Source organism: Mesorhizobium delmotii, assembly GCF_900149755.1.
Lineage (GTDB): Bacteria > Pseudomonadota > Alphaproteobacteria > Rhizobiales > Rhizobiaceae > Mesorhizobium > Mesorhizobium delmotii.
This window is the reverse complement of record NZ_FUIG01000019.1, coordinates 148796-171467: the sequence shown is the minus strand read 5'-3', so window position 1 is coordinate 171467 and position 22672 is coordinate 148796. Positions and strand designations below refer to the sequence as shown.

Here is a 22672-nt window from a genome sequence, read left to right as displayed (position 1 = left end):
TGGAATCATGGCCAAGTTCTGCTCTCTGGCCGACGCCGTCGCAGAAAACCTCTCTGACGGGGATAGCGTCGCCTTCGAGGGGTTCACGCATCTGATCCCGCACGCCGCTGCGCACGAGGCGATCCGGCAGGGGCGGAAGGATCTGACGCTCATTCGCATGACGCCGGACCTGATCTACGATCAGATGGTCGGAATGGGGATGGCGAAGAAACTTGTTTTCTCCTATCTCGGCAATCCGGGTGTAGGTCTTTTGCGGCGCTGCCGCGACGCAATCGAAAACGGTCATCCGCGCACCGTCGAAGTCGAGGAGCACAGCCATGCCGGCATGGCCAACGCCTACGAGGCGGGCGCAGCGGGGCTGCCCTTCGCAGTCTTTCGCGGCTATCGCGGGGCGGGGCTTGCCGCGGTCAACCCGAACATCAAGTCGGTTGCTTGCCCGTTCACCGGAGAACAGCTCGCCGCGATCCCGGCGCTAAAGCCCAACGTTGCCTTCATCCACGCGCAAAAGGCAAACCGAAAGGGCGACGTGCTCGTCGAGGGCGTAATCGGCATCCAGAAGGAGGCAGTGCTGGCGGCGAAGCGCGCCGTGGTCACCGTCGAGGAAGTGGTGGAGAACTTCGCCGACGTCCACCCCAATTGCTGCGTACTGCCGAACTGGACGGTCGCGGCGATCGCAATGGTGCCCGGCGGTGCACATCCCTCCTATGCCCATGGCTATTATGCGCGCGACAACGCCGCCTATCTCGAATGGGACAAGATCGCGGCCGACCGCGAGGCTTTCCAGGCCTGGATGAAGCAATATGTTCTGAAGGCGGCCCCCGAGGATTTTGCGGGGCGCGTCAGCCATCTGAGGAGGGCGGATTGAGCGATCCCGGATTCACCCCCGACGAGATGATGACGATTGCCGCGGCGCGGGCTCTTAGGAATGACGATGTGTGCTTCGTCGGCATCGGCGCGCCGTCGGCGGCCTGCAACGTCGCGCGGCTCACCCACGCACCCGACATCACGCTCATCTACGAGAGCGGCACGATCGGCACAGCGCCAGACGTGCTGCCGCTCTCGATCGGAGACGGCGAACTGTGCGAGACCGCGGTGACCACGGTCTCGGTGCCGGAGATGTTCCGCTACTGGCTGCAGGGCGGACGCATCACGGTGGGTTTCCTGGGCGCCGCGCAGCTCGACCGTTTCGGCAACATCAACACGACGGTGATCGGCGATTACGACAGTCCAAAGACGCGGCTTCCGGGCGGCGGTGGCGCGCCGGAGATCGCATCCTCCTGCGGCGAGGTGTTCATCACCATGAAGCAGTCGCTGAGGGCGATGGTCGAGAAGATTGATTTCTTCACCTCCTTTGGCCACGGTGTTGGCGGCGACGCACGGGAAAAGCTCGGCATCACCACCAAGGGCCCGACGTTGCTCGTTACGGATCTCGCGGTGTGGAAGCCCGATCCGCGGACTAAGAAGTTCACCGTGGTTTCGCTCCATCCCGGTGTCACACGCGATCAGGTGCAGGCGACGTGCGGCTGGCAGGTCGCTTTCGCTGAGACTCTTGAGGAGACGCCGCCGCCGACGGAACGCGAGCTGACCACGCTGCGCGACCTCAAGGCGCGCACCGAGGCTGCCCACAGGGGTGAGAAGGCGGAGGCAGGGGCGGGAGGAGCATGACGATGCCCGAGGCCTTCATCTGCGACTATATCCGCACGCCGATCGGCCGCTTCGCCGGCGCGCTCGCCGCCGTCCGGGCCGACGATCTGGCGGCCGTGCCGCTGAAGGCGCTCGCGGCCCGCAACCCGCAGCTCGATCTCGAAGCTGTCGACGACGTCTTCTTCGGGTGCGCCAACCAGGCGGGCGAGGATAACCGCAACGTGGCGCGCATGGCGCTGCTTCTGGCGGGCTTTCCGGTAAGCGTGCCCGGCGCCACCATCAACCGGCTCTGCGGCTCGGGCATGGACGCAGTGATGACGGCGGCGCGCGCCATCAAGGCAGGCGAGATCTCGCTGGCGATCGCCGGCGGCGTCGAAAGCATGAGCCGCGCGCCCTTTGTCATGCCCAAGGCCGAGACGGCCTTCGCGCGCGCCGCCGTCATCTACGACACCACAATCGGCTGGCGCTTCGTCAATCCACTGATGGAGAAGCAGTACGGCGTCGATTCGATGCCGGAGACCGGCGAGAACGTGGCCGAGGCTTTCAAGGTTTCGCGCGTCGACCAGGACGCTTTCGCGCTGCGCTCGCAGCAGAAAGCCGCCCGCGCGATCGAGGACGGCCGGCTTGCCAAGGAGATCACGCCGGTCTTGATCTCGCAGGGCAAGAAGGAGCCGATCGTCGTGGAGAAGGACGAGCATCCCCGTCCCGAAACGACGATGGAAGCGCTGGCCAAGCTGCCAACGCCGTTCCGCGAGAGCGGCACGGTGACAGCGGGCAACGCCTCGGGCGTCAATGACGGGGCGGCAGCACTGATCATCGCCTCCGGAGAGGCGGTCGAGCACTACGGGCTCACGCCCATCGCGCGCTTCCTCGGCGGCGCGATCGCGGGCGTACCGCCGCGCATCATGGGCTTCGGCCCGGCCCCGGCGACGAAGAAGCTTTGCGCGCGGCTCGATCTCAAGCCGTCCGACTTCGATATCGTCGAGCTCAACGAGGCGTTCGCGAGCCAGGGTCTCGCCACATTGCGCGACCTCGGCATCCCGGACGACGCCGAGCAGGTCAACCCCAACGGCGGCGCGATCGCCCTCGGCCATCCGCTCGGCATGTCGGGCGCTCGGATCACCGGGACGGCGGCGCTGGAGCTTTTCCAGCGCGGCGGCAGGCTGGCGCTCGCCACCATGTGCATCGGAGTCGGCCAAGGCAGTGCCCTCGCGCTCGAGCGGGCGTGAAGATGCCGCTTGCGCCACTAACGTTGACCGGAGGCCGCAGTGCGACACAGTTAGGAAGCATCAGGTCAAAAATGACAAAGCGAGTCTACTCGTGAGCGATTGTCATGCTGGTGCGCCGTGCGGTCGATATCAGCCAGCGTGAAAAAGTGTTGAGTTGTGGGTTAACGTCGCCTGCAGGGCTGACTACAAAATAGCTGTTTTGCGTCTTCAGCGGCGTGTCGCTTAGCGGGATCAAAATACCCTGCTCAAGCTCCCTTTCGATCAGGTATCTGGGTAGAAGGGCAGCCCCGAGCGAGGATGCGGCGGCCGAGATGATCATGGAAAACTGATCGAAATGTTGGCCGCTCAGCAGTCGCTTGTCGCTGATCCCGTTCATCGCGAACCAGTCGATCCACGCGCTTTCACGAGTAATGAGATGCAGAAGTGGGGCCGCCGCGAGACGAGCGGGCTCGGTTACCATGTACGTGTCGCGAAATTTCGGGGATGCAACCGGCAGCATTTCCTCATCGAACAACTTGTTCATACGGGCGTCTGGCCAGTTGGCCTTTCCGAAATGGATCGCGACATCAAAGCGCTCTCGCGTTAGATCGAACGGTAGGGTGCGGGTCTCCAGCCTAATGTCGATGTTGGGATGATCGTTCAGAAAGGTAGCCAATCTCGGGATCAGCCAACGACTGGCAAATGTTGGCAGAATGCCGATGCGCAACGTCGAATTTCGCTCGCCGGCGGCAATCGCCCGCACAACCGATTGCTTGACGTTCTCAAGATCGACCGCCAGATCGGCCGCAAACCGTTTGCCAGCTTCGGTTAACGTGACGCGTCGCCCCACGCGCCGGAACAGTGTCACTCCGATCATCTCCTCAAGCTCCTTGACCTGGCGGCTGATGGCGCTCTGCGTGAGACGAAGTTCCTCCGCTGCCTGGGTAAAGCTGTCATGCCGGGCAGCGCACTCAAAGCTGCGCAACAAGGCATAGGACGGCAGATTGCGGTAGCCTATTGAGTGCACGGGCTCAACACGTTCTATGAACGAAACTCACAGTTCACATCTATTACATTCATCAACCTCATTCAACACGTAGCCCCAGAGTCCAGGATCCTGAAGCCGAGCATTGTGCGCACTGCCAGCCGAATTTCTCATGCCCGAGCAAAATTGCCGAGAAGCGTCGCGCAGCACCAGCAAGAAAATGGGCTAAGCGGATCATTGAACGCTCGACAACAGCGCCAGCAGATTCAACAGACGCCGTCCCCGAGGATCGCCCGAAGGCATGGCGCAAAAAGGAGCCAAAGGTTGCATCACAAGCTCATCGGCATCAAGAGCGCGAAGTCGCCGGCAAACTCGCAGCTTCGTGGAGGTCACTGCAAGCTTTTCCAACCCCGGTCTCGGAGTTTGCTGACGCTGGTCTTCGCTTTGGCCAATTTGTCTCACGCGCTCAGCATTCCCGCGGCCGGCTCCCTGAGAAGTTAAGCTCAACCGGCAGGCGTGCCCGCCTACCGTTGGAATCGGGTAGACAGGATGATTGATGACTGGGTTTTCTCAACACCATCTACGTCGCCGATCACATCGATCGTCCTGTCGAGCTCGCTAATCGACGGTGCGGCCACCTCAGCAATCAGATCAAAGCCCCCGCTTACCGAATGAACGGACATGATCTCCGGAAGGGCACGAAGAGCCTGAACGACCCTTCCCAAGGCCTTCTCCTTGAGAACAATCATCACATGAGCTCGAACCAGGCCTTGTTCATAACTGTCCGACAGCCGGACCCCGTAGCCTGTAATCACTCCCTCCTGTTCGAGGCGGTCGAGCCGCGTTTGCACCGTCGTGCGTGACAGGCCCAACCGGCGAGCGAGAACGGCAGTCGGCATGCGGGCATTCTCAGAAAGCACCATCAGAAGCTGGCGATCTTTGTCGGATATCTTCATTGTGCCGACAGATCCCTGCGATTTGCCCAATTCACATAGGGTTTCTATGAAATTCATCGCTGCACATCAACTGCACAATCTGAGAACCTCACCTCACGAGTTCATTTAATCGTCTCAGGAGAACCTCATGAAGGATGTCGTCGTCATCGGATCCGGCAAAATCGGCACCACGATCGCGCGCTTGCTCGCCGATGCGGGAGATTATCGTGTCACCGTCGTTGACCGCAGTGACGAACAGCTTGCTGCTGTCGAAACCGGCCCCGCGATAGCGACGGCACGGCTGGACATTGCCGACGAGGCGGCCCTAACCGCTCTGTTGTCCGGCAAGTTCGCTGTCGTGAGTGCGGCACCCTTTCAGCTGACCGTCGCGATCGCCACCGCAGCCGCCAAAGCCGGCGTGCACTACATTGACCTCACGGAAGACGTCGAATCCACACGACAGGTGAAACAGATCGCGAAGACGGCGAAAACCGCTTTCATTCCGCAAAGCGGCTTGGCGCCTGGCTTCATCTCAATCGTTGCAAGCGACCTCGCGCGCAAGTTCGACAGCCTCGACAGTGTGCGTATGCGTGTCGGCGCACTTCCGCAGTTTCCGAGCAACGCCCTAAACTACAACCTCACCTGGAGCACCGACGGGGTCATCAACGAATACATCCAGCCCTGCGAAGCCATCGTCAACGGCGAACTCGTCGAAGTTCCTGCCCTGGAGGAGCGCGAGGAATTCTCGCTCGACGGCGTCACCTACGAAGCCTTTAACACCTCCGGCGGCCTCGGCACGCTCTGCGAAACGCTGAAGGGCAAGGTCAGAACGCTCAACTATCGGAGCATTCGCTATCCCGGTCATGTGTCGATTATGAAGACGCTTTTGCAGGACCTTGGACTGCGGCACCGCCGCGATGTGCTGAAGGACGTTCTCGAACATGCCTTGCCGACCACCATGCAGGACGTGGTGGTTATCTTCGTCACCGTTTCGGGACACAGGAACGGGCTGTTCATCCAGGAGAGCTACGCAAACAAGATATACAGCACAGAGATCGGCGGACGCACCACGAGTGCGATCCAAGTCACCACCGCATCAAGTGCCTGCGCGGTTCTTGACCTGCTCGCCGGCGGCAAGATCCCGACCCATGGCTTTATCCGGCAGGAAGACATTGGCCTTGATATGTTCCTGGAGAACCGCTTCGGGGTCTATTACCGTCAGAGCGAGAGGAAGAACGGGCACCCCGCCCGACTTGCGGCCTGATCGAAGGGTTTTCGTCGCATGCCGCGGTCCTCGTCGAACAATAGCGATTTCCGCCAGCAATCGGCTTCGGAGTGCACGGAGCGGGGATGGTACTCCCGCTCGTGCGGCCATGACGCCCGGCGGCTTTCATCGGCCGATCGATGGCAGCACTCCCATGTTCGCGTCGCCACTCACGCGGCGCGAACCGGTCGAACAGCGTGCCGGATAGCGACGGCTACGGATCATGACCGCACATTGGCTCTCTTCCATATTGCCGTCGGGGCGCGCGCCGGTTCTGCTCCTCATTCCGATTTGGAACTAACTTCTGAATAGATGTCGATATCACGGCCGGCCGGATGATGCTTTGATCGCGCGCAAATCGTCGAAGAAGCCGAAACGGGGTAGGCGCGTGCTTCCATCCCCAAACGAAGGATTCGATTGACGTGAATGTTCAAGTAAATCCCCGCGACGTCCGTTCGCCGAAGGTTCATCCCGACGAGACCAGGTCGCTCTTCTCGACCGCCATGTCGAATATGTATCGCGCAGAGGTGCCGCAGTACGGCACTCTCCTCGATCTCGTAGCCGAGGTTAACGCAGGGACGCTGGCAAACGATCCGGTACTGGAGCAGACACTGCGCCGCAACGGCGAGCTGGACCGGCTCGGGGTCGAACGTCACGGCGCCATTCGTCTCGGCACCCCGGACGAGCTATTTAACATCCGCCGCGTCTTCGCAGTGCTCGGCATGCATCCGGTTGGCTATTACGACCTATCGGTCGCGGGTGTGCCGGTGCATTCCACAGCTTTCCGCCCCGTCAAAGACGAGGCGCTGCGTCGCAATCCGTTCCGCGTCTTCACATCGCTTCTTCGCCTCGAGCTGATCGAGGACGAAGCGCTCCGCGCGGAAGCAACCCGTATCCTATCGGAACGGGAGATATTCACGCCCCGAGTGCATGAGCTTGTGGACGTCTTCGAGGCCGAAGGGGGCCTTGACCAAGCCGAAGCCGAGGAATTCGTGCGCGAGGTTCTGGAGACCTTCCGCTGGCATAGCGACGCAACCGTTCCGGTTGCGACCTACAATAAGTTGCACGATTCACACCGGTTGGTCGCCGACGTGGTGAGCTTCCGCGGGCCCCACATCAATCATCTGACGCCGCGCACGCTGGACATCGACGCCGTGCAAGTCGGCATGCCAAAACGTGGCATTACCCCCAAAGCCGTCATCGAAGGCCCGCCGCGTCGCAGCTGCCCGGTCCTGCTTCGCCAGACCAGCTTCAAGGCACTCGAGGAGCGGATCGTGTTCATGGCCGAAAACGGCGGCTCCGTTGAAGGCACCCACACCGCCCGCTTCGGCGAGATCGAGCAGCGCGGCGTGGCGCTTACCCCCAAGGGCCGCACTCTCTACGACGAGCTGCTGTCCTCGGTCCGCCGCGACGTTCAGATCGGCGTGGCTGGCGCTTATGCCGAAGATTACCAACGAGAACTCGCGGAACGTTTCATGGACTTCCCCGACAGCTGGAGCGAACTGCGCGACCAGGGACTTGCCTATTTCCGCTATTCACCGACGCCGGAAGGTCTAGCTGCCATGGCGCGGGAGAAGGTCGTGCCTTCACTCGATCAGCTTGCCGCCCACGGTCACCTGCGCTTCGATCCCATCATCTATGAGGATTTCCTGCCAGTCAGCGCCGCGGGCATCTTCCAGTCAAATCTCGGCACGGACGAGCAGCAGAACTATGCCGAATGCTCCAACCGCCAAGCCTTCGAGGATGCGTTGGGGGCGAAGGTCGCCAACGAGTTCGACCTCTACGCGAAGGCGCAACAGGACTCGATCGATGGTGCATTGGCGCAGCTGAGCAAGGCGGCAGGCAAAAGGCCGTGATGGAAGCGTGGCGGATCAGACCGGCCGAAACAGCCGATGTCTCGCGGTTCCTGGAGGCATTGGAGCGCTCCGGCTACCGAGGCGACATTGCGCGCGATCTCGCCACCCGAACCGTCTTCGCAACCGACAACAGTATCTATCAGGTCATCCCCCTCGCAGTCCTTTATCCGCGTAAGGAGAACGACCTCGATCGGATCGTCGCACTTGCCGCTTCGGGCGCCTACGGGCGAATACCGCTCTGCGCGCGCGGAGGAGGAACCGGCACCAACGGGCAATCGCTGACCTCCGGCGTGGTCATCGATGCCTCGCGGTACATGAACCGGATCGGCGCTCTTGACGTCGATGCCGGCACCGTCACGGTCGAACCGGGCGTCGTTCTCGACCAGCTCAACGCCTTCCTCAAGCCGCACGGCCTGTTCTTCCCGCCAACCGTTTCGACCGCTTCGCGCGCCACTCTCGGCGGCATGGCCGCAACCGACGCCTCTGGGAAAGGATCGCGGATCTACGGCAAGACCTCCGATTACATAGAAGCGATGGATGTCGTCCTCGCCAATGGCGAGACGCTCTCGGTCGAGACGCTGGAGCCGGCCGCCTTTGCCGCCGTGGCCGGGCAGGATTCACTTGTGGGACGCATACACCGGGAAGTGCATCGCGTTGTAACCGCGCGGCGCGACGAAATTCGCGAAACCTTTCCCACAATGAACCGCGGCCTCACCGGCTACAACCTGAAGAACGTGCTGGACGAGAATGGCAGGTTTCGGCTTCAGTATCTTCTCGCCGGGTCCGAAGGCACGCTTGCCATCACCAAGCGGCTGACCCTGCGCGTGTGCCGGCTTCCAGCATGCCGTGCGATGGTCGCCATTCGCTATGCCTCCTTCCAGACCGCGCTGGTCGACGTCCGGCGGCTACTCGCCGCCGATCCGGCAGCGATCGAAATCCTCGACGACAAAGTACTCTCTCTCGCCAGGGAAGATATCATCTGGAACGAAATCGAGGGTGTTCTGGGGGGCGCAAGCGCTGCGCCTGTGTGCGGCCTCAACGTCGTCGAATTCGTCGCCGGCAGCGCGGACGAACTGCAGGCGAGCCTTGACCGTATTTTGATCCTTCTCGCGGACCATCCGGAAATCGGCCTCGATTGGACCGTGGTCCGCGATCCCACGCTCATTGCCCAACTGTGGTCGTTGCGCGAAAAATGCGTCGGCCTGCTCGGACGGTTGGGCGGCAATCGGCAGGGAACCGCGTTCATTGAGGATACGGCCGTGCCGCCGGAGAAGCTCGCTGACTTCGTCGCCGAGTTTCGCGCGATCCTCGACGGCCATGGCCTCATCTACGGCATGTTCGGACATGCAGACGTCGGATGTTTGCATGTGCGACCGGCGCTCGACATGAAGGACCCGGCCGACGCTGCTCTCATTCGCCCTGTTTCTGATGCGGTTGCCGCACTGACGAAGAAATATGGCGGCTTGCTGTGGGGCGAGCATGGCCGCGGGTTTCGTGGCGAATACTCGCCCTTCTTTTTTGGCCCGGAGCTTTATGAGGAGCTCTGCCGAATCAAGGCAGTGTTCGATCCGCAGAACATTCTCAATCCGGGCAAACTTGCAGCGCCGAACGGGCACGGTCACGTCGATCGCATCGATGAAGTGCCCCTGCGCGGCGCATTCGACCGGGCGATCGCGCCCGGGCATGCCCGCCGCTTCGAGCGGGCGCTTGCCTGCAACGGCAACGGCGCCTGCTTCAACTGGGATGCGGACGATCCGATGTGTCCCTCCTACAAGGCGACGCGTGATCGCAAGCAATCGCCGAAGGGGCGGGCGGCGCTGCTGCGCGAGTGGGCCAGGTTGCGCAGCGAAGCGGAAGAAGGTGAGGTGCCAGCCGCCTTGCCCGCCATCGAGGACGAACTCCACGCCTCTCTTATGACCTGCCTGTCATGCAAGGCCTGTTCGAGCCAGTGCCCGATCAAAGTCGACATTCCGGCAATGAAGGCGCAGTTCCTCGATACGTATCACCGTCGTCACCGCCGCCGCCTGCGCGACCATCTTGTCGCGCGCATGGAAGCGGCCCTTCCAACCGCGCGCCGCGTTTCATGGCTCGCCAACCCCGTGCTTCGCGCCTCCTCCTTCCTTCGGCTCACAGAGCATGTGGTCGGCCTCGTTGACCTGCCGGCGCTGCGGCCATCGCGCGGCGCGATAAGCCCTTCCGATGCCTACCTCCGCGCGTGGTCGCGTCTTCCTGCCAACGTGAAGCGACGGACCGTGCTTGTCGTCGAGGACACGTTTACGGGGGCTTTCGATGGCGATGCCGTCCATGCCGCGCGCGATCTCCTGACGGCGCTGGGCTACGACGTTCATCTAATCGCGGCGCTGCCGAACGGCAAACCTCTGCACGTTCTCGGAATGCTCGACCGTTTCTCCCAGGTCGCGAGTTCGGCGAAAGCCTACCACGACCGCCTGCTCGCCACGGGCCTGCACGTCATCGGCATTGAACCTGTCACCGTGCTGATGCACGAGGTCGAGTACCGAACGGCCGCGTCCGACGGAGGCGATCGCCGTACACTTGTACGCTCTCTCGAATCGTTCCTCTCGACAGAAATCGAGGCCGGCAAGATCGGCGCCTGGGAGCTGCGATCCGACCGCCCATCCCACGCGCTTTTTCTACACTGCACGGAAAAGACGGCCAATCCACGCGCCGCGGAGCAGTGGAAGCGGATCTTCGCGACCTTCGGCCTTCGCATCGAAACGCCCTCTGCAGGCTGTTGCGGAATGGCGGGCCTGTTCGGCCATGAACGGGAGCACGCTGCGCTGTCGAAACAACTCTTTACAATGAGTTGGGCAGCGCGAATTGCGTGCAGGGACAAGAGTCACGTTCTTGCCACGGGCTTCTCCTGCCGGTGCCAAACGAAGCGTTTTGCCGGATTCAGACCGCGCCACCCGGCCGAAGCCCTCGTCGAGCACTTGGCCCGGAGCAGAGCTACCCGCCGCGCTTTGCTCGATCCGCTACGCTTTTACGAGATCGGATCGCAGATCGTCCACCTGTCGCCGCAGTGATGGCGACGCCAGATCCCTAACACACGGAGGAAAAACCATGACTTCCCACGCCACCAAGATCAGCCATCCGTCGCTCGCCGACGAGGTCGCCGCGATCCTCGGACGCTGCGGCGTCGATGGCACCGCCCTCAAGGGGGGCGAGCTTGTTGTGAAATCTCCAATCTCGGGTGAGACGCTCGCCCGACTGAAGACCGTCGATGCCGCAGCCGCCGAAGCAGCCATTGAAAACGCACATTCGGCCTTTCTCGAGTGGCGACTGGTGCCGGCACCGAAGCGGGGAGAACTGATCCGCCTGCTCGGCGAGGAGCTTAGGTCGGCCAAGGACGACCTAGGACGTCTTGTCTCGATCGAAGTGGGCAAGATCCCATCCGAGGGGTTGGGCGAGGTGCAGGAGATGATCGACATCTGCGACTTTGCCGTCGGCCTGTCGCGTCAGCTTTATGGCCTGACAATCGCGACCGAGCGCAATGAGCACCGCATGATGGAGACCTGGCATCCGCTTGGTGTTACCGGCATCATCTCTGCTTTCAACTTCCCTGTCGCCGTCTGGTCGTGGAACGCAGCGCTCGCGCTGGTCTGCGGCAATTCCATCGTCTGGAAGCCCTCGGAGAAGACATCGCTAACCGCGCTGGCGGCTCAGGCCCTGTTCAACCGTGCGGTCAAGCGCTTCCGGCAGAAAGGCGGGAGCATCCCGGAGGGACTGTCGAGCGTTCTCATCGGCGCCCGTGACATTGGCGAGGTGCTCGTTGACCATCCGAAAGTGCCTCTGATTTCTGCCACCGGATCGACGGCAATGGGCCGCGCGGTCGGCCCCAGAGTTGCGGCACGGTTCGGGCGGGCGATCCTGGAGCTTGGCGGAAACAACGCGGCAATCGTTACCGCGACGGCGGATCTCGACCTGACCCTGCGAGGTGTCGCCTTCGCCGCGATGGGCACCGCAGGGCAGCGTTGCACGTCGCTGCGACGCCTGTTCGTGCACGACAGCGTTTATGAGAGCTTCATTGCGCGGCTGAAAAAGGCCTATGACTCCGTATCGGTCGGCAATCCGCTCGAGCCCGGCAACCTCATTGGCCCGTTGATAGACAAGGCAGCCTTCGACGCGCAGCAGGCGGCGCTTTCCGACGCTAAGGCGGCTGGCGGCAAGATCTTCGGCGGCGAGCGGATCGATGCCGGCTTCGGCAAGGACGCCTATTATGTCAGCCCTGCGCTGGTCGAGGTCGCCGAGCAGACCGGTACGGTCGAAAAGGAGACCTTCGCCCCGATCCTCTATGTCATCCGCTACAGCAATTTCGATGAGGCGCTGCGGCTGCACAACGCCGTGCCGCAAGGTCTGTCGTCGTCCATCTTCACCAACGATCTGCGCGAGGCAGAGACGTTCCTATCTGCCCGCGGCTCTGATTGCGGCATCGCCAATGTGAACATCGGGCCCTCCGGCGCCGAGATCGGCGGGGCCTTTGGCGGCGAAAAGGAAACCGGCGGCGGGCGCGAATCTGGCTCGGATGCCTGGAAGGCCTATATGCGACGTGCCACCAACACCATCAATTACGGCCGAAGCCTGCCACTCGCCCAGGGCGTCAAGTTCGACATCGCGTGAATGCGAGGGGTCGGTAGAGGTGGCGGTTCCGCCGCAATTCTTCGTGATGGGTTCTGATCGGAACTCAATGGAATGGGTTTGCTACGCAAGATCACAAGCTGCCGCCGCTGTCCGGTCGCAACACGGCCGCGACTTTCGAGCGGTGCGCCCTGCCGGTGTCCTCCCCACCGGCAGGGCGGAATTTCCGAGGGCTTGATGGCGAGGCAGTCGCGTGGGTGATCTTTCAGAGGAGGTGATCCGCAAATCTGCTTGGCACATCCCGGGTTTCAGCGGTCCGGCGGAAAACAACAGCAGTAGAAAGCGGAGGAGGCCGAATAGGGAGGTTCGAATGTTGAGAACCTGGTTCCAGAAGTTGTCCGACATCTCGTCACTGGCGAGAACAGAGGCGATGTTGAAGGAGGCGCTAACCGATGCGGTCCATGAGCTCGGCTTCGATTGCTACGCCTACCTGAACATCCAGCCAGTGCGGAGCTACGCGGTATCGAACTACGCGAACGAGTGGCAACAGCGTTATTTTGATCGCGACTACAAGGATATTGATACAGTCGTCAAGACCGCGCGGACTAGAATGGAGGCATTCACCTGGGCGCCCGAAAGCCCGAGAAAGCTATCGTCCCGAGTTCGCGCCTTCTACGCTGAGGCGGGCGACTTCGGCATTCGGTCGGGCATCACGATCCCAATCCGGACAGCATTTGGTCACATGTCCATGCTGACCGTCGCATCGCACAAGCCGTCGCTGTCACTGGAGCGAGACATCGACCAGCTTGCGGCTGTGACAGCAGTTGCACTCCTCCACGCGAAGCTCGAACAACAGGAAGCCGAGCCGACGGCGAACGCTCAGGTCGAGCTCACCGCCAGGCAGGCTCTTTGCCTGAAATGGTCGGCTGAAGGCAAATCGATGAGAGCAATCGCGGCGATCGAGGGCATGTCCTTCGCCACGGTGAACTTCCACCTGAACAATGCGCGCAAGACCCTCGACGCTGGAAGCCTCGCGCAGGCAACGCACCTCGCAACGAAGCTCAAGCTCATCTAAGCACTCGCTGAAGTTCTGATGTTCGACCACAGTGAAACAGCGCGTTTCCACGCGATCAGAGCCTTAACGATTTCTGACAACTGACATGGTCGATTAGCGGGGCGCTTGATCAGTGCGCATGACCAGACTGACGCCGAGCGCCTGGGCCAGCTCATGGACATCACCGTTGGATTGTTCCTCCGACCTCGCTCTTGGTTGCTGGGCTACTGAGGTGCCCGTTGACTGAACCGGAACGCGCTTCGACCTCTTCCTGGGTCAGCCCTTCTCCCAACGCAGGCGGGCGAAGCTCGGCCGATCAGCACATCCGTGGGCAGAATGATCGTGATTTACATACTTTGAGTTTATCACTCTCTCTATTGGCCAAGCGCCATCTTTTTCGCCAATCGTGCCTTGCGACCTGCGGCGGGCTTTTTGAGCAGATCGGCGGCTTCCACCTCGAGCGCGTTCGCCAGGCGGTCTACAACGTCAATGCTTGCGTTGTAGATGCTCCGCTCCAGCGAGCTGATATAGGTGCGATCGATATCCGCAAGGTGCGCCAACTCCTCCTGCGACATGCCTTTGGCCTGCCGAAGAGCCTTCAGGTTGAGCGCAAACACCTCTCGTATTTCCATGCACGAGAGAGCAGCCTCTTGTCGAGTATTTCACCACGGAGTATTCTCTACAGGAGACTCGTTTGAGAAATCGGCGTCATCATGCATGCACCAGGTTGGCCAATGGGAGCAGGATAGTACGTAAATGAGCAATGGGTGTAAACGTGGAGGAACCTGCTCGTCGATGGGTAATGGGCGCTCAGGGCAGGGGCTCGACATTTTTGAACCGCTTTCGAAGAGTTTGGGATGGTTGCGGATTCAAATTCGACCGTGCAGCTAAAGCATAAAGTTACGCTTAGGCCGATTGTCGGTCTAACCGAAAGCCTCCCGAAGCGGGATCTTGAACAGATCACAGTTGAGGCAATCAGGACACACCGGCGCCTTCGCGACACTGCCGAAGCCAGGTACGAGGAATCGCGCAAGGCGCCTCCCGTTTCCGTCGGCGGGACGGCGGGACCCGCGCGCATCGCCTACGTCGCTGCTATGATCGACATGCACGCGCAGCAGATGGTCGTTTCGACCTTGCTCGATGTACTCGGTCACATCCCGTTGGTGCCTGCCGACTGACGCCAAGGCGCCGCTCAGGTGAGCGCCCTCAGCACTTTAATCCGAGCCTCAGTCTCGATAGGTGCCCGGAAAGACGATGTCCTGGTCGACGAGGACGTTGAACTTGTAGCCGGGACGGATTTCCAGCGTCGGCTGGACGTCGAGATTTTTGTTAATGGTGCGCTCGGCAACCCGGCCGAACGTCTCGGCAAAATTCCGCCGCGCCGCATCGGACGCCGTGTCCTGCGTGGCAAGCGTCGAGCTTTCCGGAAGCGCCATGTCCATCCCCGTGCCGATGATGGCGAGCAGCACCGCCGAGCCGAACGTTTTCAGGTAATGGTTGTTGACCTTGTCGTTGAAGCCGCCATAGCCCTCGGCGTCCGTTCCCGCCATACCGCCGACCTGCAAGGTCGATCCGTTCGGGAAGATGATGTCCGTCCAGACGACGAGCACGCGCGACTGGCCGAACGAAACCTTGCTGTCGTAACGCCCGAACAGCTTGGCGCCTTGCGGGATCAGCAGGCGGTGACCGGTCGCGCTGTCGTAGACGTTCTGGCTTACCTGCGCTGTGATGCGTCCCGGAAGATCGGAGTTGATGCCGGTGATGAGTGTGGCCGGGATCACTGAGCCACGCTTCAGCTCGTATAGGGATTGCTGCGGCACGACCTGGTTGGGGAGATAGCCGAGTTCCTTGAGGTCGGCATTGAAGAAGTCCTCCTTGGTGCGCTGCCTGTTCGGATCGAGATTTTCGCCATTCAGCCCGGCCTGCAGTGCCGCGCCATAGAGATCGGCCGCCGAGCCGCTGCGCGCGGTTGTTGCGCCGGCCGGCGTTGCCCCGGGCGCCGAGTCCGTGGCGGTCCGCAACTTGTCCACGTCGACGGCGATCGGCGAGTCATAGGCGGCGTCGTGGGCCTGCAGGCGCGCCATGCGCTGGCGATAGCGCTCGCGCAGATACTGCTCCTCGGCTTCGCGCTCGAGGCGCGCGCGCCACACGGCCTCCGGCTCCAGCTCGGTTGCGGGACGTTCCGACCAGGCAGCGTCCGGGGGTCCTGGAGCGACCTGAACCGGAGGTTGCGTGCGCTCAGGTGGCACCGGCTGGAACACGGGCGCTGCCGCGGGTTCGCCGATGATGCCGTCGGAGACGCCGCGCTTGAGCTGGTCGGCATAGGGCGAAGCCGGGGCGCCGCCCGCGCGGTCGATCTCCGGCTCGCCCGAGAAATAGAGACCGCGCGATGTCAGTCCATAGATGATTACGGCGAGAAAGGCGATGACGAGGCTGATCGCGATCACCACCGGCAGGCGGTTGAGCCGCCGGATTTTCGGCTCGGCCGCCTCGCCCGCACCGCCAAGTTTGAGGGATTGGACCATACCTCCCTCACCCGCGTTGCATGACCGACAGCGGGCTCGCCGGCGTCGCGTCGGTCGAGGTCGCGGTGTAGGCGCGGCCGAGATCAAGCGAACCGGTCGACAGGCGGGCCAGCACCTGCCCGTCATGACTGTCGATGACATAGGCGAGCGGGATCGGCTTGTCGCCATCGGTCTTCTGGTCGCTGACGACGGCATAGCCCCAGGCCTTGAGCGATGCCTCGAGCGCGCCGCCGAAGGGCGAGCCGTCAGGCTTGAGCAGGATGGTTCCGGTGCCCGGTCCGACATGTTCGGCAAGCCGGCTTACCATGTCGCCGGCAATGGCGCTGGCGGCCGGGCCGGAGATCTCCGGCGGCGCGGAACTGGCAACGAGCCCGTCCGTTCCGGTGGTCTGGCAGCCGGCCAGCAGCTCGGCGAGGAAGGTCATTGCGAGCAATCGCGGGACGAGGAGGCCAGCACCCATCGCCTATCCTCCCCGCCTGATGCTGATCTTCTCCTTGTGCCAGCCGACGCCGGAGACGAGAACGGCGCGATCGACGTGATAGTCGACCACCATCATGTTGGCCTTCATCCGGTAGTTGACGATGCGGTTCTCGCCGCCCGACACGACGAAGAGGACCGGTGCGTCCTGGCCAGACATCGAACGCGGAAACTGGATGTAGGTCTTCTCACCGTCCGAATAGACCCGCGTCGGCCGCCAGCGCGCATTGCCGCTGACGCTGTACTGGAAATTCAGCTGCTCCGCCGGCACGCCGGCGCCAGGAATCGTGCTCACTTCCAGCCTGGCATTGATATCGGCAAGCCGCGCCGACACGTCCTCCGGATATTCGAAACCGACCCGGGCCATGTAGTGGCTGTCATGCGACTTGAGCTGCATGTGGTAGGTGCGCCGCGACGTCGTCACCACCATCGAGGTGACCAGCCCTGGTTCCGCCGGCTTGACGATCAGGTGGATCGCCTGGCCGCCGACGGCGCCTGAGGTTGCCGGCTCTACCTTCCAGCGTACGGTGTCGCCAACGAGCACATCGCGCACGACCTCACCCGCCTGCAACTCGATATCGCAGACCTGCAAGGGCGAGCACACGACGGAGGGTTGGATCTCGCCATAAAGAAAAATCACCTTTCCGTCCGGTCCTTTCGTCACCAGTCCCCGCGACCCGCGCCACTGGCCGGAAATATCCATCCCCTTGGCCTCATTGGCGCTGGTCGTTTGCGCCTGCGCGCCGGGTGACGCGATGAGGCCCGCCGTCACGAGCGCCAAGAGCATGAGCGCCGTCGCGGTTATGATCGTTCCTTCTCTTGTCATTGCGTTCAGCGGGCCTTTCAAAGCTGGGCGGTCCATTCAAAATCCCGCAGATAGAGTCCGATCGGATTGAGGCGGATGACGCCCTCGTCCTGCGGCGGGGTCAGTGTCACGGTGGCGATGCCGCGGAAGCGCCGCACCGCGGTTTCCTTGCCCTTCCGGTCGCGCTCGTATTCGGTCCAGTCGAGCTGGTAGCTCTGGTTGGAGAGCGGGACGACATTGTTGACCTCGACGGCGACGGTCGCCGTCTTCGCCTTCTCGAAGGGCGAGTTGCCACGGAACCAGGCGTTGACCTTCTCGGTCGCGGGGTCGGAGGTGCGCAGCAGCGCGTAGGTGCGGTCGATATATTGTTTTTGCACCACGGCGTCCGGCGTCACGCTGCGAAAGGTCGATACGAAGCTTCCGAGCGTCGCCCGCACCACCCGCGGATCGGCATATTCGATCTGCTGCGGAAAGCCGGTCGTTACCGCCGTGCCGAGACGATCGACCTCGACGATATAGGGAACGAGCTTGACCTCGGTGCTCTGGTAGAGCGCGTAGCTGAAGCCGATCACCGCCATCAGCATCCCGGTGATGCCGACGAGACGCCACGCGGCCGCGGCCTTCACATAGGAGCCGTAGCGCTCGTTCCATTCCTGGCGTGCGGCAATGTAGGGGTTTTCGGGCGGGGTGCTGGCGGCCATGCTGAAACGCGTCTTCGCTTACTGGTCCTGGATCGGAGGTCTAGATGGAACCGGCGCCCGCGTCTTCTGCCGCGTCTGGTCGAGCTTGGCATTGGCCAGCCCGAGCAACGATCCGGCATAGGCGCCGGGTGCGGCGATTGCCTTCTCCTTCGCCGCCGAGCCGGCGGCCCAGCCGGCATTGCCGATGCCGGACGCCATGCCGCGCAACGCCGCTCCGGCCATCGAGGAACCACCGGCCCTGGCGTTTCGCGCGGCCGATGCGCCGGACACTGCCGCGCTGGCGCCGAGGAAAGCGCCGCCGGCGGCAAAACTCGCTGCCTGGCCGCCATGCCGGATCGCCTCCATGCCGCCGGATATCGAGGCGCCCTGCACCACGCCCTGGACGATCGGGGGTACGTACATCGCGATGATAAACACCACGACCGAGATGCCGCCGATCGCCAAGGTCGACACGAACTGGTCCGATCCAGCGGGCATATTCACGAGACCGAGCAGGACTTCGGAGCCGATCCTTGCGATCATGACCAGCGCCATGAGTTTCATGCCGACCGAGAAGGCGTAGACGAGATAGCGGACCGCGAAATCCTTGGTGAAGGACGACCCGCCGAGGCCGAGCATGATCATGCCGGCGAGCAGGCCGACATACATCTCGACCATCACCGCGACGAAAATCGCCGCCACCAGGCTAAACGAGATCACCACGATCACCATGGCGAAGACGGCGGCGATCGCCAAAGCATTGTCCTCGAACAGTCCGAACTGCACCTTCTCGGACATAAGTGAGGCGACCTGCAGGCCGGCATTGAAGATATTGGCCGGCGAGGCGGTGCCGCCACCGGCGCCGATCTCGAACAGGCTGTTGACGACCGCCTTGGCGAAGTCCGGTCCCTGCTCGAGCACGAAGACGAAAAAGCCGACGAACATGATCCTGCGGACGAGCTCGGCAAACCATGTATCGAGCGACGCGGCCTGGATCGCCAGCCAGACGGCAGCGATGCCGATCTCGATACCTGCAAGGATCCAGAACAGCGAGCGCGCCGCCTGCATTACGGTGGCTTCCCAGCCTTGCGCTGCCGTCGCCACCTGGCTCTGTAGCGTGGTCAGCAACTGGCCGTCGGCGGTCTGGGCGATCGCGGGCATCGCGAAGGCCGAGATCCCAAGGGCAGCCAGAAGTGTGATTCTGATCGTACAATTCTGCATTGACCCGCCCTGCCCTACTTCTTCCACTCTGGCCGCATCGTTTCGCCACCGCTGGTGTCGTATGTGCGGGTGTCGAAGAACTCCCGCGTGCGGCCCTGTTGGGCAGAATCCTGGTTCTCGCGCGACATCACCACGGCGACGACGATGACTGTGGTGGCAAGGATGCACACCGCGCCGATGATCACCACCCGCGTCACCGGATCGGCTCCATCACTGCGCCACCGCTGGTCGAGTAGCGGCCAGTTCCGAAGAACTGCTCGCGCCGCGCCTGGGCAAGATCCTTGTCCGCCTGTTCGGACTGGAGCCAGGTGCCCATCATAGTGGTCTGCTGCGAAACCAGGCCGCGCAACTTCTGCATCTGCGCCACCTGCTGCGCGGCAATCTCGTGGCCGACCTGCAGCGCCTTCATCTGCCCATCGGCCGATTCCGACATCAAGCGAAGCGAGTCCATGGTCGATTCTTCCGACGAGAACTGCTCGGCAGTGAGGCCGGCGGCTTTCAGCGTGCCGGCGATCGTGTCGCGGTTTGTCGTCGACCAGTTCTGGTACGTCGACGAGAAGCTCGCTCCGTCGGGAAGGCTGGTCTTGAAGTCGGCATAGCTCTGGAAACGCTGCTTCAGCACCTCGTCGGCATTGCTCATGGAAAAGGCGATCCCCTGCCCCTGCGCGGCCAGGCTGCGCAGCCGATTGAGATCGTTTTCGACCTGACCCCAGATGTGGCTCGGCAGCTGCGCGGTGTTCTGCAGCATGTTCTCGTAGATCCTCAGCTGGTTCTGGATCTGCTCGGACAGCTGCGTGATCTGCGTGACCTGGTTGTTGATCTGCTCGGTCGATTGGCCGACTAGGCTGACCAACTCGCTGTTGTTGAGGAGCTGGGTCCATTCGGTCGCGGCGCCGGTGGCCGCCCCTGAGAGGGCCGGTGAGACGTGCGTCATAATCGCTAGTGCCGCCACGGCAGCGGTAAGCCTAGCCGTTGTGAAGGAGTGTTTCGGCATCGCCTATTCCTCTCTGTTGAAGCCAGTGCACGGGCCAGGCGTCGCCATGCTCGGCCTTCAGCGCCTGAATTTGCTTCAGGTCCTCCTTGCCTGAGGCGCCGGCGAAGGAGAGCGCGACGGGTCCGAGCGCCATGTCGAAGAGCCGCCGTCCTTCCGGCGAAGCGACGTAATATTCGCGCTTGGGCAGTGCGGTTGCGACGATCTCGATCTGGCGCTCGTTGAAGCCGATCCGCTCGTAGAACTCGCGCGTGCCCGGCTCCCGCGCCGCCCCGTTCGGCAGGCAGATCTTGGTCGGGCAGGATTCCTTGAGCACGTCGATGATGCCGGAGCGCTCGGCATCGGAGATAGACTGCGTCGCGAGGATCACCGCGCAATTGGCCTTGCGCAGCACCTTCAGCCACTCGCGGATCTTGTCTCGGAAGGTCGGGTGGCCGAGCATCAGCCACGCCTCATCGAGGATGATCAGACTGGGCGCCCCGGTCAGTCGCTTCTCGATCCGACGGAAGAGATAGGTGAGCACCGGGACAAGGCTGCGCTCGCCCAGATTCATCAGCTGCTCGATTTCGAAGGTCTGGAAGGAGCGCAACGAAAGCCCGTCGCTTTCCGCATCGAGCAGCTGCCCCATCGGACCATCGACCGTGTAGTGATGCAGCGCCTCCTTGATCTCGCGCATCTGCACGCCGGACACGAAATCCGAAAGCGAGCGACCGTTCGATGCGGCGAGCAGTGCGACTTGCCGCGAGATCGCATTGCGGTGATCGGGCGTAATCGTCACGCCCTGCAGCGCCACCAGCGTCTCGATCCATTCCGAAGCCCACGCCCGGTCGCCATCAGAGCCGAGCTTGGCGAGCGGGCAAAAGGCGAGTGCCGGGGTGCCTTCGCCGTCACTCTCTCCGATCTCGTAGTGATCGCCGCCGGCCGCCAACGTGACCGGCAGGATGGAGCGGCCCTTGTCGAAGGCGAAGATCTGCGCCCGGGCATAGCGCCGGAACTGCGCGGCGATCAGCGCCAGCAGCGTCGACTTGCCCGAACCCGTCGGCCCGAAGATCAGCGTGTGGCCGACATCGTCGACATGCAGGTTAAGGCGAAACGGCGTCGAGCCGCTGGCGACCAGCATGAGCGGTGGCGAGGCAGGCGGGTAGAACGGGCATGGCGCAGTCGGCGCGCCCGACCACACGGAATTGAGTGGGATCAGGTCGGCGAGGTTGCGCGTGTTGATCAGCGGCTCGCGAATGTTCGCGTACCAGTTCCCCGGCAGGCTGCCGAGAAAGGCCTCTGTCGCGTTGATGGTCTCGATCCGGGCGCCGAAGCCTTCGGCCTGGACGAGGCGGCGGACCGCCTCGGCCTTCTCCCGCAATCTGGTCTCGTTGTCCTCCAACAGCACGATGACCGGCGTGTAGTAGCCATAGGCGACGAGCTGCGAGGAAGCCTGGGCAATCGCATCCTCGGTCTCGGCGACCATCGCCATCGCGTCCTGGTCGACCGAGCGCGACTGCGTCTGGAACAGCTGGTCGAAGAAGGGCCTGACCTTCTGCTGCCATTTCTTGCGCGTGCGCTCGAGCCGGGCCCGCGCCTCCTGATCGTCGAGAAAGATGAAGCGCGATGACCACCGATAGGTGAGCGGCATCAGGTCGAGGGAATTGAGGATGCCCGGCCAGCTCTCGGCCGGAAAGCCGTCGATGCCGATTACGGCGAGGTAGCGGCTATCAACCATGGGCGTGAGGCCATGGTTGAACTCGGCGGTCGCCAGCCAGTCGAGATACATCGGGATTTCGGGCAGGCGCACCGGATGGTTCTCGCCGGTGATTGAGAAGCGGATGAACTGGAAGAGTTCGTCATAGCGGGCGGTCTGGAAGCCGCCCCGCTCCTCAACCGAGCGCGTCACCATGCGGCGGATCGAAAGCACGTTTCCGAGATACTGCTCGACCTCGCGGATCGAGGTCTGGAAGTTTTCCAGCACCGTGTCGGCATAGCGCGCCGTGCGGCTTTCGCTGTCGGAATAGACATACCGGGCAAGGCCAGAGCGCCGTCTTTCCGGCGGCCGCCAGGTCAGGATCAGCGCATGGCGGCTCTCGAAATGTCCTCTCCCCTCCTCAAAATGCGCACGACGCTCGTCGTCGATGGCGCGCGTCACCGGATCGGGAAAATGGCATTCCTCGCGCGCTGGATAGTCCGAGGTCGCGACCCGCACCGCCTCGACCTGGATCATCCAGCCTGAGCCGAGACGCGACAGGATCGCGTTTATCTGGCGGGAGACCTCGTTGCGCTCGGCATCGGTCGAGCTCTCCGAATCCGGCCCCGCGAAGTACCAACCCGCCATCAACGAGCCGTCCTTGAGCAGGATCACGCCATTTGCGACGAGCGCGGCATAGGGCACCAGATCCGAGAAGGACGGGCCGGAATGACGGAAGGAGCGTAGCGCGACCAT

20 protein-coding genes are annotated in these 22672 nt (G+C 62.6%); 9 read left to right on the top strand and 11 right to left on the bottom strand.

Going from position 1 to position 22672, the window contains the following annotated elements; translation table 11 throughout:
• Positions 1-7 precede the first annotated feature (7 nt).
• The 3 genes from BQ8482_RS11700 to pcaF are packed head-to-tail and all read left to right on the top strand — an operon-like array spanning position 8 to position 2873.
• Positions 8-865 carry a CoA transferase subunit A gene (locus tag BQ8482_RS11700; RefSeq protein ID WP_123147754.1) on the top strand — a complete coding sequence of 286 codons (858 nt, stop codon included), beginning with the start codon at positions 8-10 and terminating at the stop codon, positions 863-865.
• Positions 862-1665 carry a CoA-transferase subunit beta gene (locus BQ8482_RS11695; RefSeq protein ID WP_123147753.1) on the top strand — a complete coding sequence of 268 codons (804 nt, stop codon included), beginning with the start codon at positions 862-864 and terminating at the stop codon, positions 1663-1665. Before BQ8482_RS11700 ends, BQ8482_RS11695 begins: the two co-directional genes overlap by 4 nt.
• A 2-nt stretch (positions 1666-1667) precedes the next feature.
• Positions 1668-2873: a 3-oxoadipyl-CoA thiolase gene (gene pcaF, locus BQ8482_RS11690; RefSeq protein ID WP_123147826.1), complete on the top strand. Its 1206-nt coding sequence runs from the start codon at positions 1668-1670 to the stop codon at positions 2871-2873.
• A gap of 85 nt (positions 2874-2958) precedes the next feature.
• Here the strand turns inward: pcaF and BQ8482_RS11685 are convergent, their stop codons facing one another.
• Together BQ8482_RS11685 and BQ8482_RS11675 are read right to left on the bottom strand one after the other, a co-directional pair.
• Complete coding sequence (locus BQ8482_RS11685; protein WP_123147752.1) at positions 2959-3879, bottom strand: LysR substrate-binding domain-containing protein; 921 nt, start codon at positions 3877-3879, stop codon at positions 2959-2961.
• Positions 3880-4361: 482 nt separating this feature from the next.
• Positions 4362-4793 carry an Lrp/AsnC family transcriptional regulator gene (locus BQ8482_RS11675; protein WP_123147825.1) on the bottom strand — a complete coding sequence of 144 codons (432 nt, stop codon included), beginning with the start codon at positions 4791-4793 and terminating at the stop codon, positions 4362-4364.
• A gap of 127 nt (positions 4794-4920) precedes the next feature.
• Here BQ8482_RS11675 and BQ8482_RS11670 point away from each other — a divergent pair, with 127 nt between their 5' ends.
• From BQ8482_RS11670 to BQ8482_RS11650, 5 genes are all read left to right on the top strand, one after another.
• Positions 4921-6036: a saccharopine dehydrogenase family protein gene (locus BQ8482_RS11670; RefSeq protein WP_123147750.1), complete on the top strand. Its 1116-nt coding sequence runs from the start codon at positions 4921-4923 to the stop codon at positions 6034-6036.
• Between the two features lie 422 nt (positions 6037-6458).
• Entirely contained in the window at positions 6459-7892 is a 1434-nt protein-coding gene (gene hglS, locus BQ8482_RS11665) for a 2-oxoadipate dioxygenase/decarboxylase HglS (protein ID WP_280178819.1), read from the top strand.
• Entirely contained in the window at positions 7892-10936 is a 3045-nt protein-coding gene (locus BQ8482_RS11660) for an FAD-binding and (Fe-S)-binding domain-containing protein (protein WP_244602756.1), read from the top strand. Before hglS ends, BQ8482_RS11660 begins: the two co-directional genes overlap by 1 nt.
• 37 nt (positions 10937-10973) lie before the next feature.
• Positions 10974-12530, top strand: a complete 1557-nt coding sequence (amaB, locus tag BQ8482_RS11655) for an L-piperidine-6-carboxylate dehydrogenase (RefSeq protein WP_123147748.1) — start codon at positions 10974-10976, stop codon at positions 12528-12530.
• 331 nt (positions 12531-12861) lie between these two features.
• Complete coding sequence (locus tag BQ8482_RS11650) at positions 12862-13563, top strand: autoinducer binding domain-containing protein (protein WP_425294095.1); 702 nt, start codon at positions 12862-12864, stop codon at positions 13561-13563.
• A gap of 353 nt (positions 13564-13916) precedes the next feature.
• Here the strand turns inward: BQ8482_RS11650 and BQ8482_RS11645 are convergent, their stop codons facing one another.
• Positions 13917-14174, bottom strand: coding sequence for a helix-turn-helix domain-containing protein (locus tag BQ8482_RS11645; RefSeq protein WP_123147747.1), 258 nt, complete (start codon positions 14172-14174; stop codon positions 13917-13919).
• A gap of 225 nt (positions 14175-14399) precedes the next feature.
• On the opposite strand from BQ8482_RS11645, the gene BQ8482_RS11640 reads away from it, so the two are divergent.
• Positions 14400-14720 (top strand): transcriptional repressor TraM, encoded by a 321-nt coding sequence (locus tag BQ8482_RS11640; protein ID WP_123147746.1) that lies wholly within the window; start codon positions 14400-14402, stop codon positions 14718-14720.
• Positions 14721-14768: 48 nt separating this feature from the next.
• Here BQ8482_RS11640 and trbI read toward each other — a convergent pair whose 3' ends face one another.
• Genes trbI through BQ8482_RS11600 form a run of 8 tightly spaced genes read right to left on the bottom strand, consistent with a single transcriptional unit; the run spans position 14769 to position 22672 of the window.
• On the bottom strand, positions 14769-16067 hold the full coding sequence (trbI, locus tag BQ8482_RS11635; RefSeq protein WP_123147745.1) for an IncP-type conjugal transfer protein TrbI: 1299 nt from the start codon (positions 16065-16067) through the stop codon (positions 14769-14771).
• 7 nt (positions 16068-16074) lie between these two features.
• A complete protein-coding gene (gene trbH, locus BQ8482_RS11630; protein WP_123147744.1) occupies positions 16075-16527 on the bottom strand; it encodes a conjugal transfer protein TrbH in 453 nt (150 codons plus the stop codon).
• 3 nt (positions 16528-16530) lie between these two features.
• The gene (gene trbG, locus BQ8482_RS11625; protein ID WP_123147822.1) at positions 16531-17370 is read right to left on the bottom strand and encodes a P-type conjugative transfer protein TrbG; all 840 of its coding nucleotides are present in this window, start codon (positions 17368-17370) and stop codon (positions 16531-16533) included.
• 17 nt (positions 17371-17387) lie between these two features.
• Positions 17388-18050, bottom strand: coding sequence for a conjugal transfer protein TrbF (locus tag BQ8482_RS11620; RefSeq protein WP_123147743.1), 663 nt, complete (start codon positions 18048-18050; stop codon positions 17388-17390).
• A gap of 18 nt (positions 18051-18068) precedes the next feature.
• Complete coding sequence (gene trbL, locus BQ8482_RS11615) at positions 18069-19250, bottom strand: P-type conjugative transfer protein TrbL (RefSeq protein WP_123147742.1); 1182 nt, start codon at positions 19248-19250, stop codon at positions 18069-18071.
• 14 nt (positions 19251-19264) lie between these two features.
• Entirely contained in the window at positions 19265-19447 is a 183-nt protein-coding gene (locus BQ8482_RS11610; RefSeq protein ID WP_123147741.1) for a DUF2749 domain-containing protein, read from the bottom strand.
• Positions 19444-20244 (bottom strand): P-type conjugative transfer protein TrbJ, encoded by an 801-nt coding sequence (gene trbJ, locus BQ8482_RS11605; RefSeq protein WP_123147740.1) that lies wholly within the window; start codon positions 20242-20244, stop codon positions 19444-19446. The genes BQ8482_RS11610 and trbJ overlap by 4 nt, the downstream gene beginning before the upstream one ends.
• Positions 20216-22672, bottom strand: coding sequence for a conjugal transfer protein TrbE (locus BQ8482_RS11600; protein WP_123147739.1), 2457 nt, complete (start codon positions 22670-22672; stop codon positions 20216-20218). The genes trbJ and BQ8482_RS11600 overlap by 29 nt, the downstream gene beginning before the upstream one ends.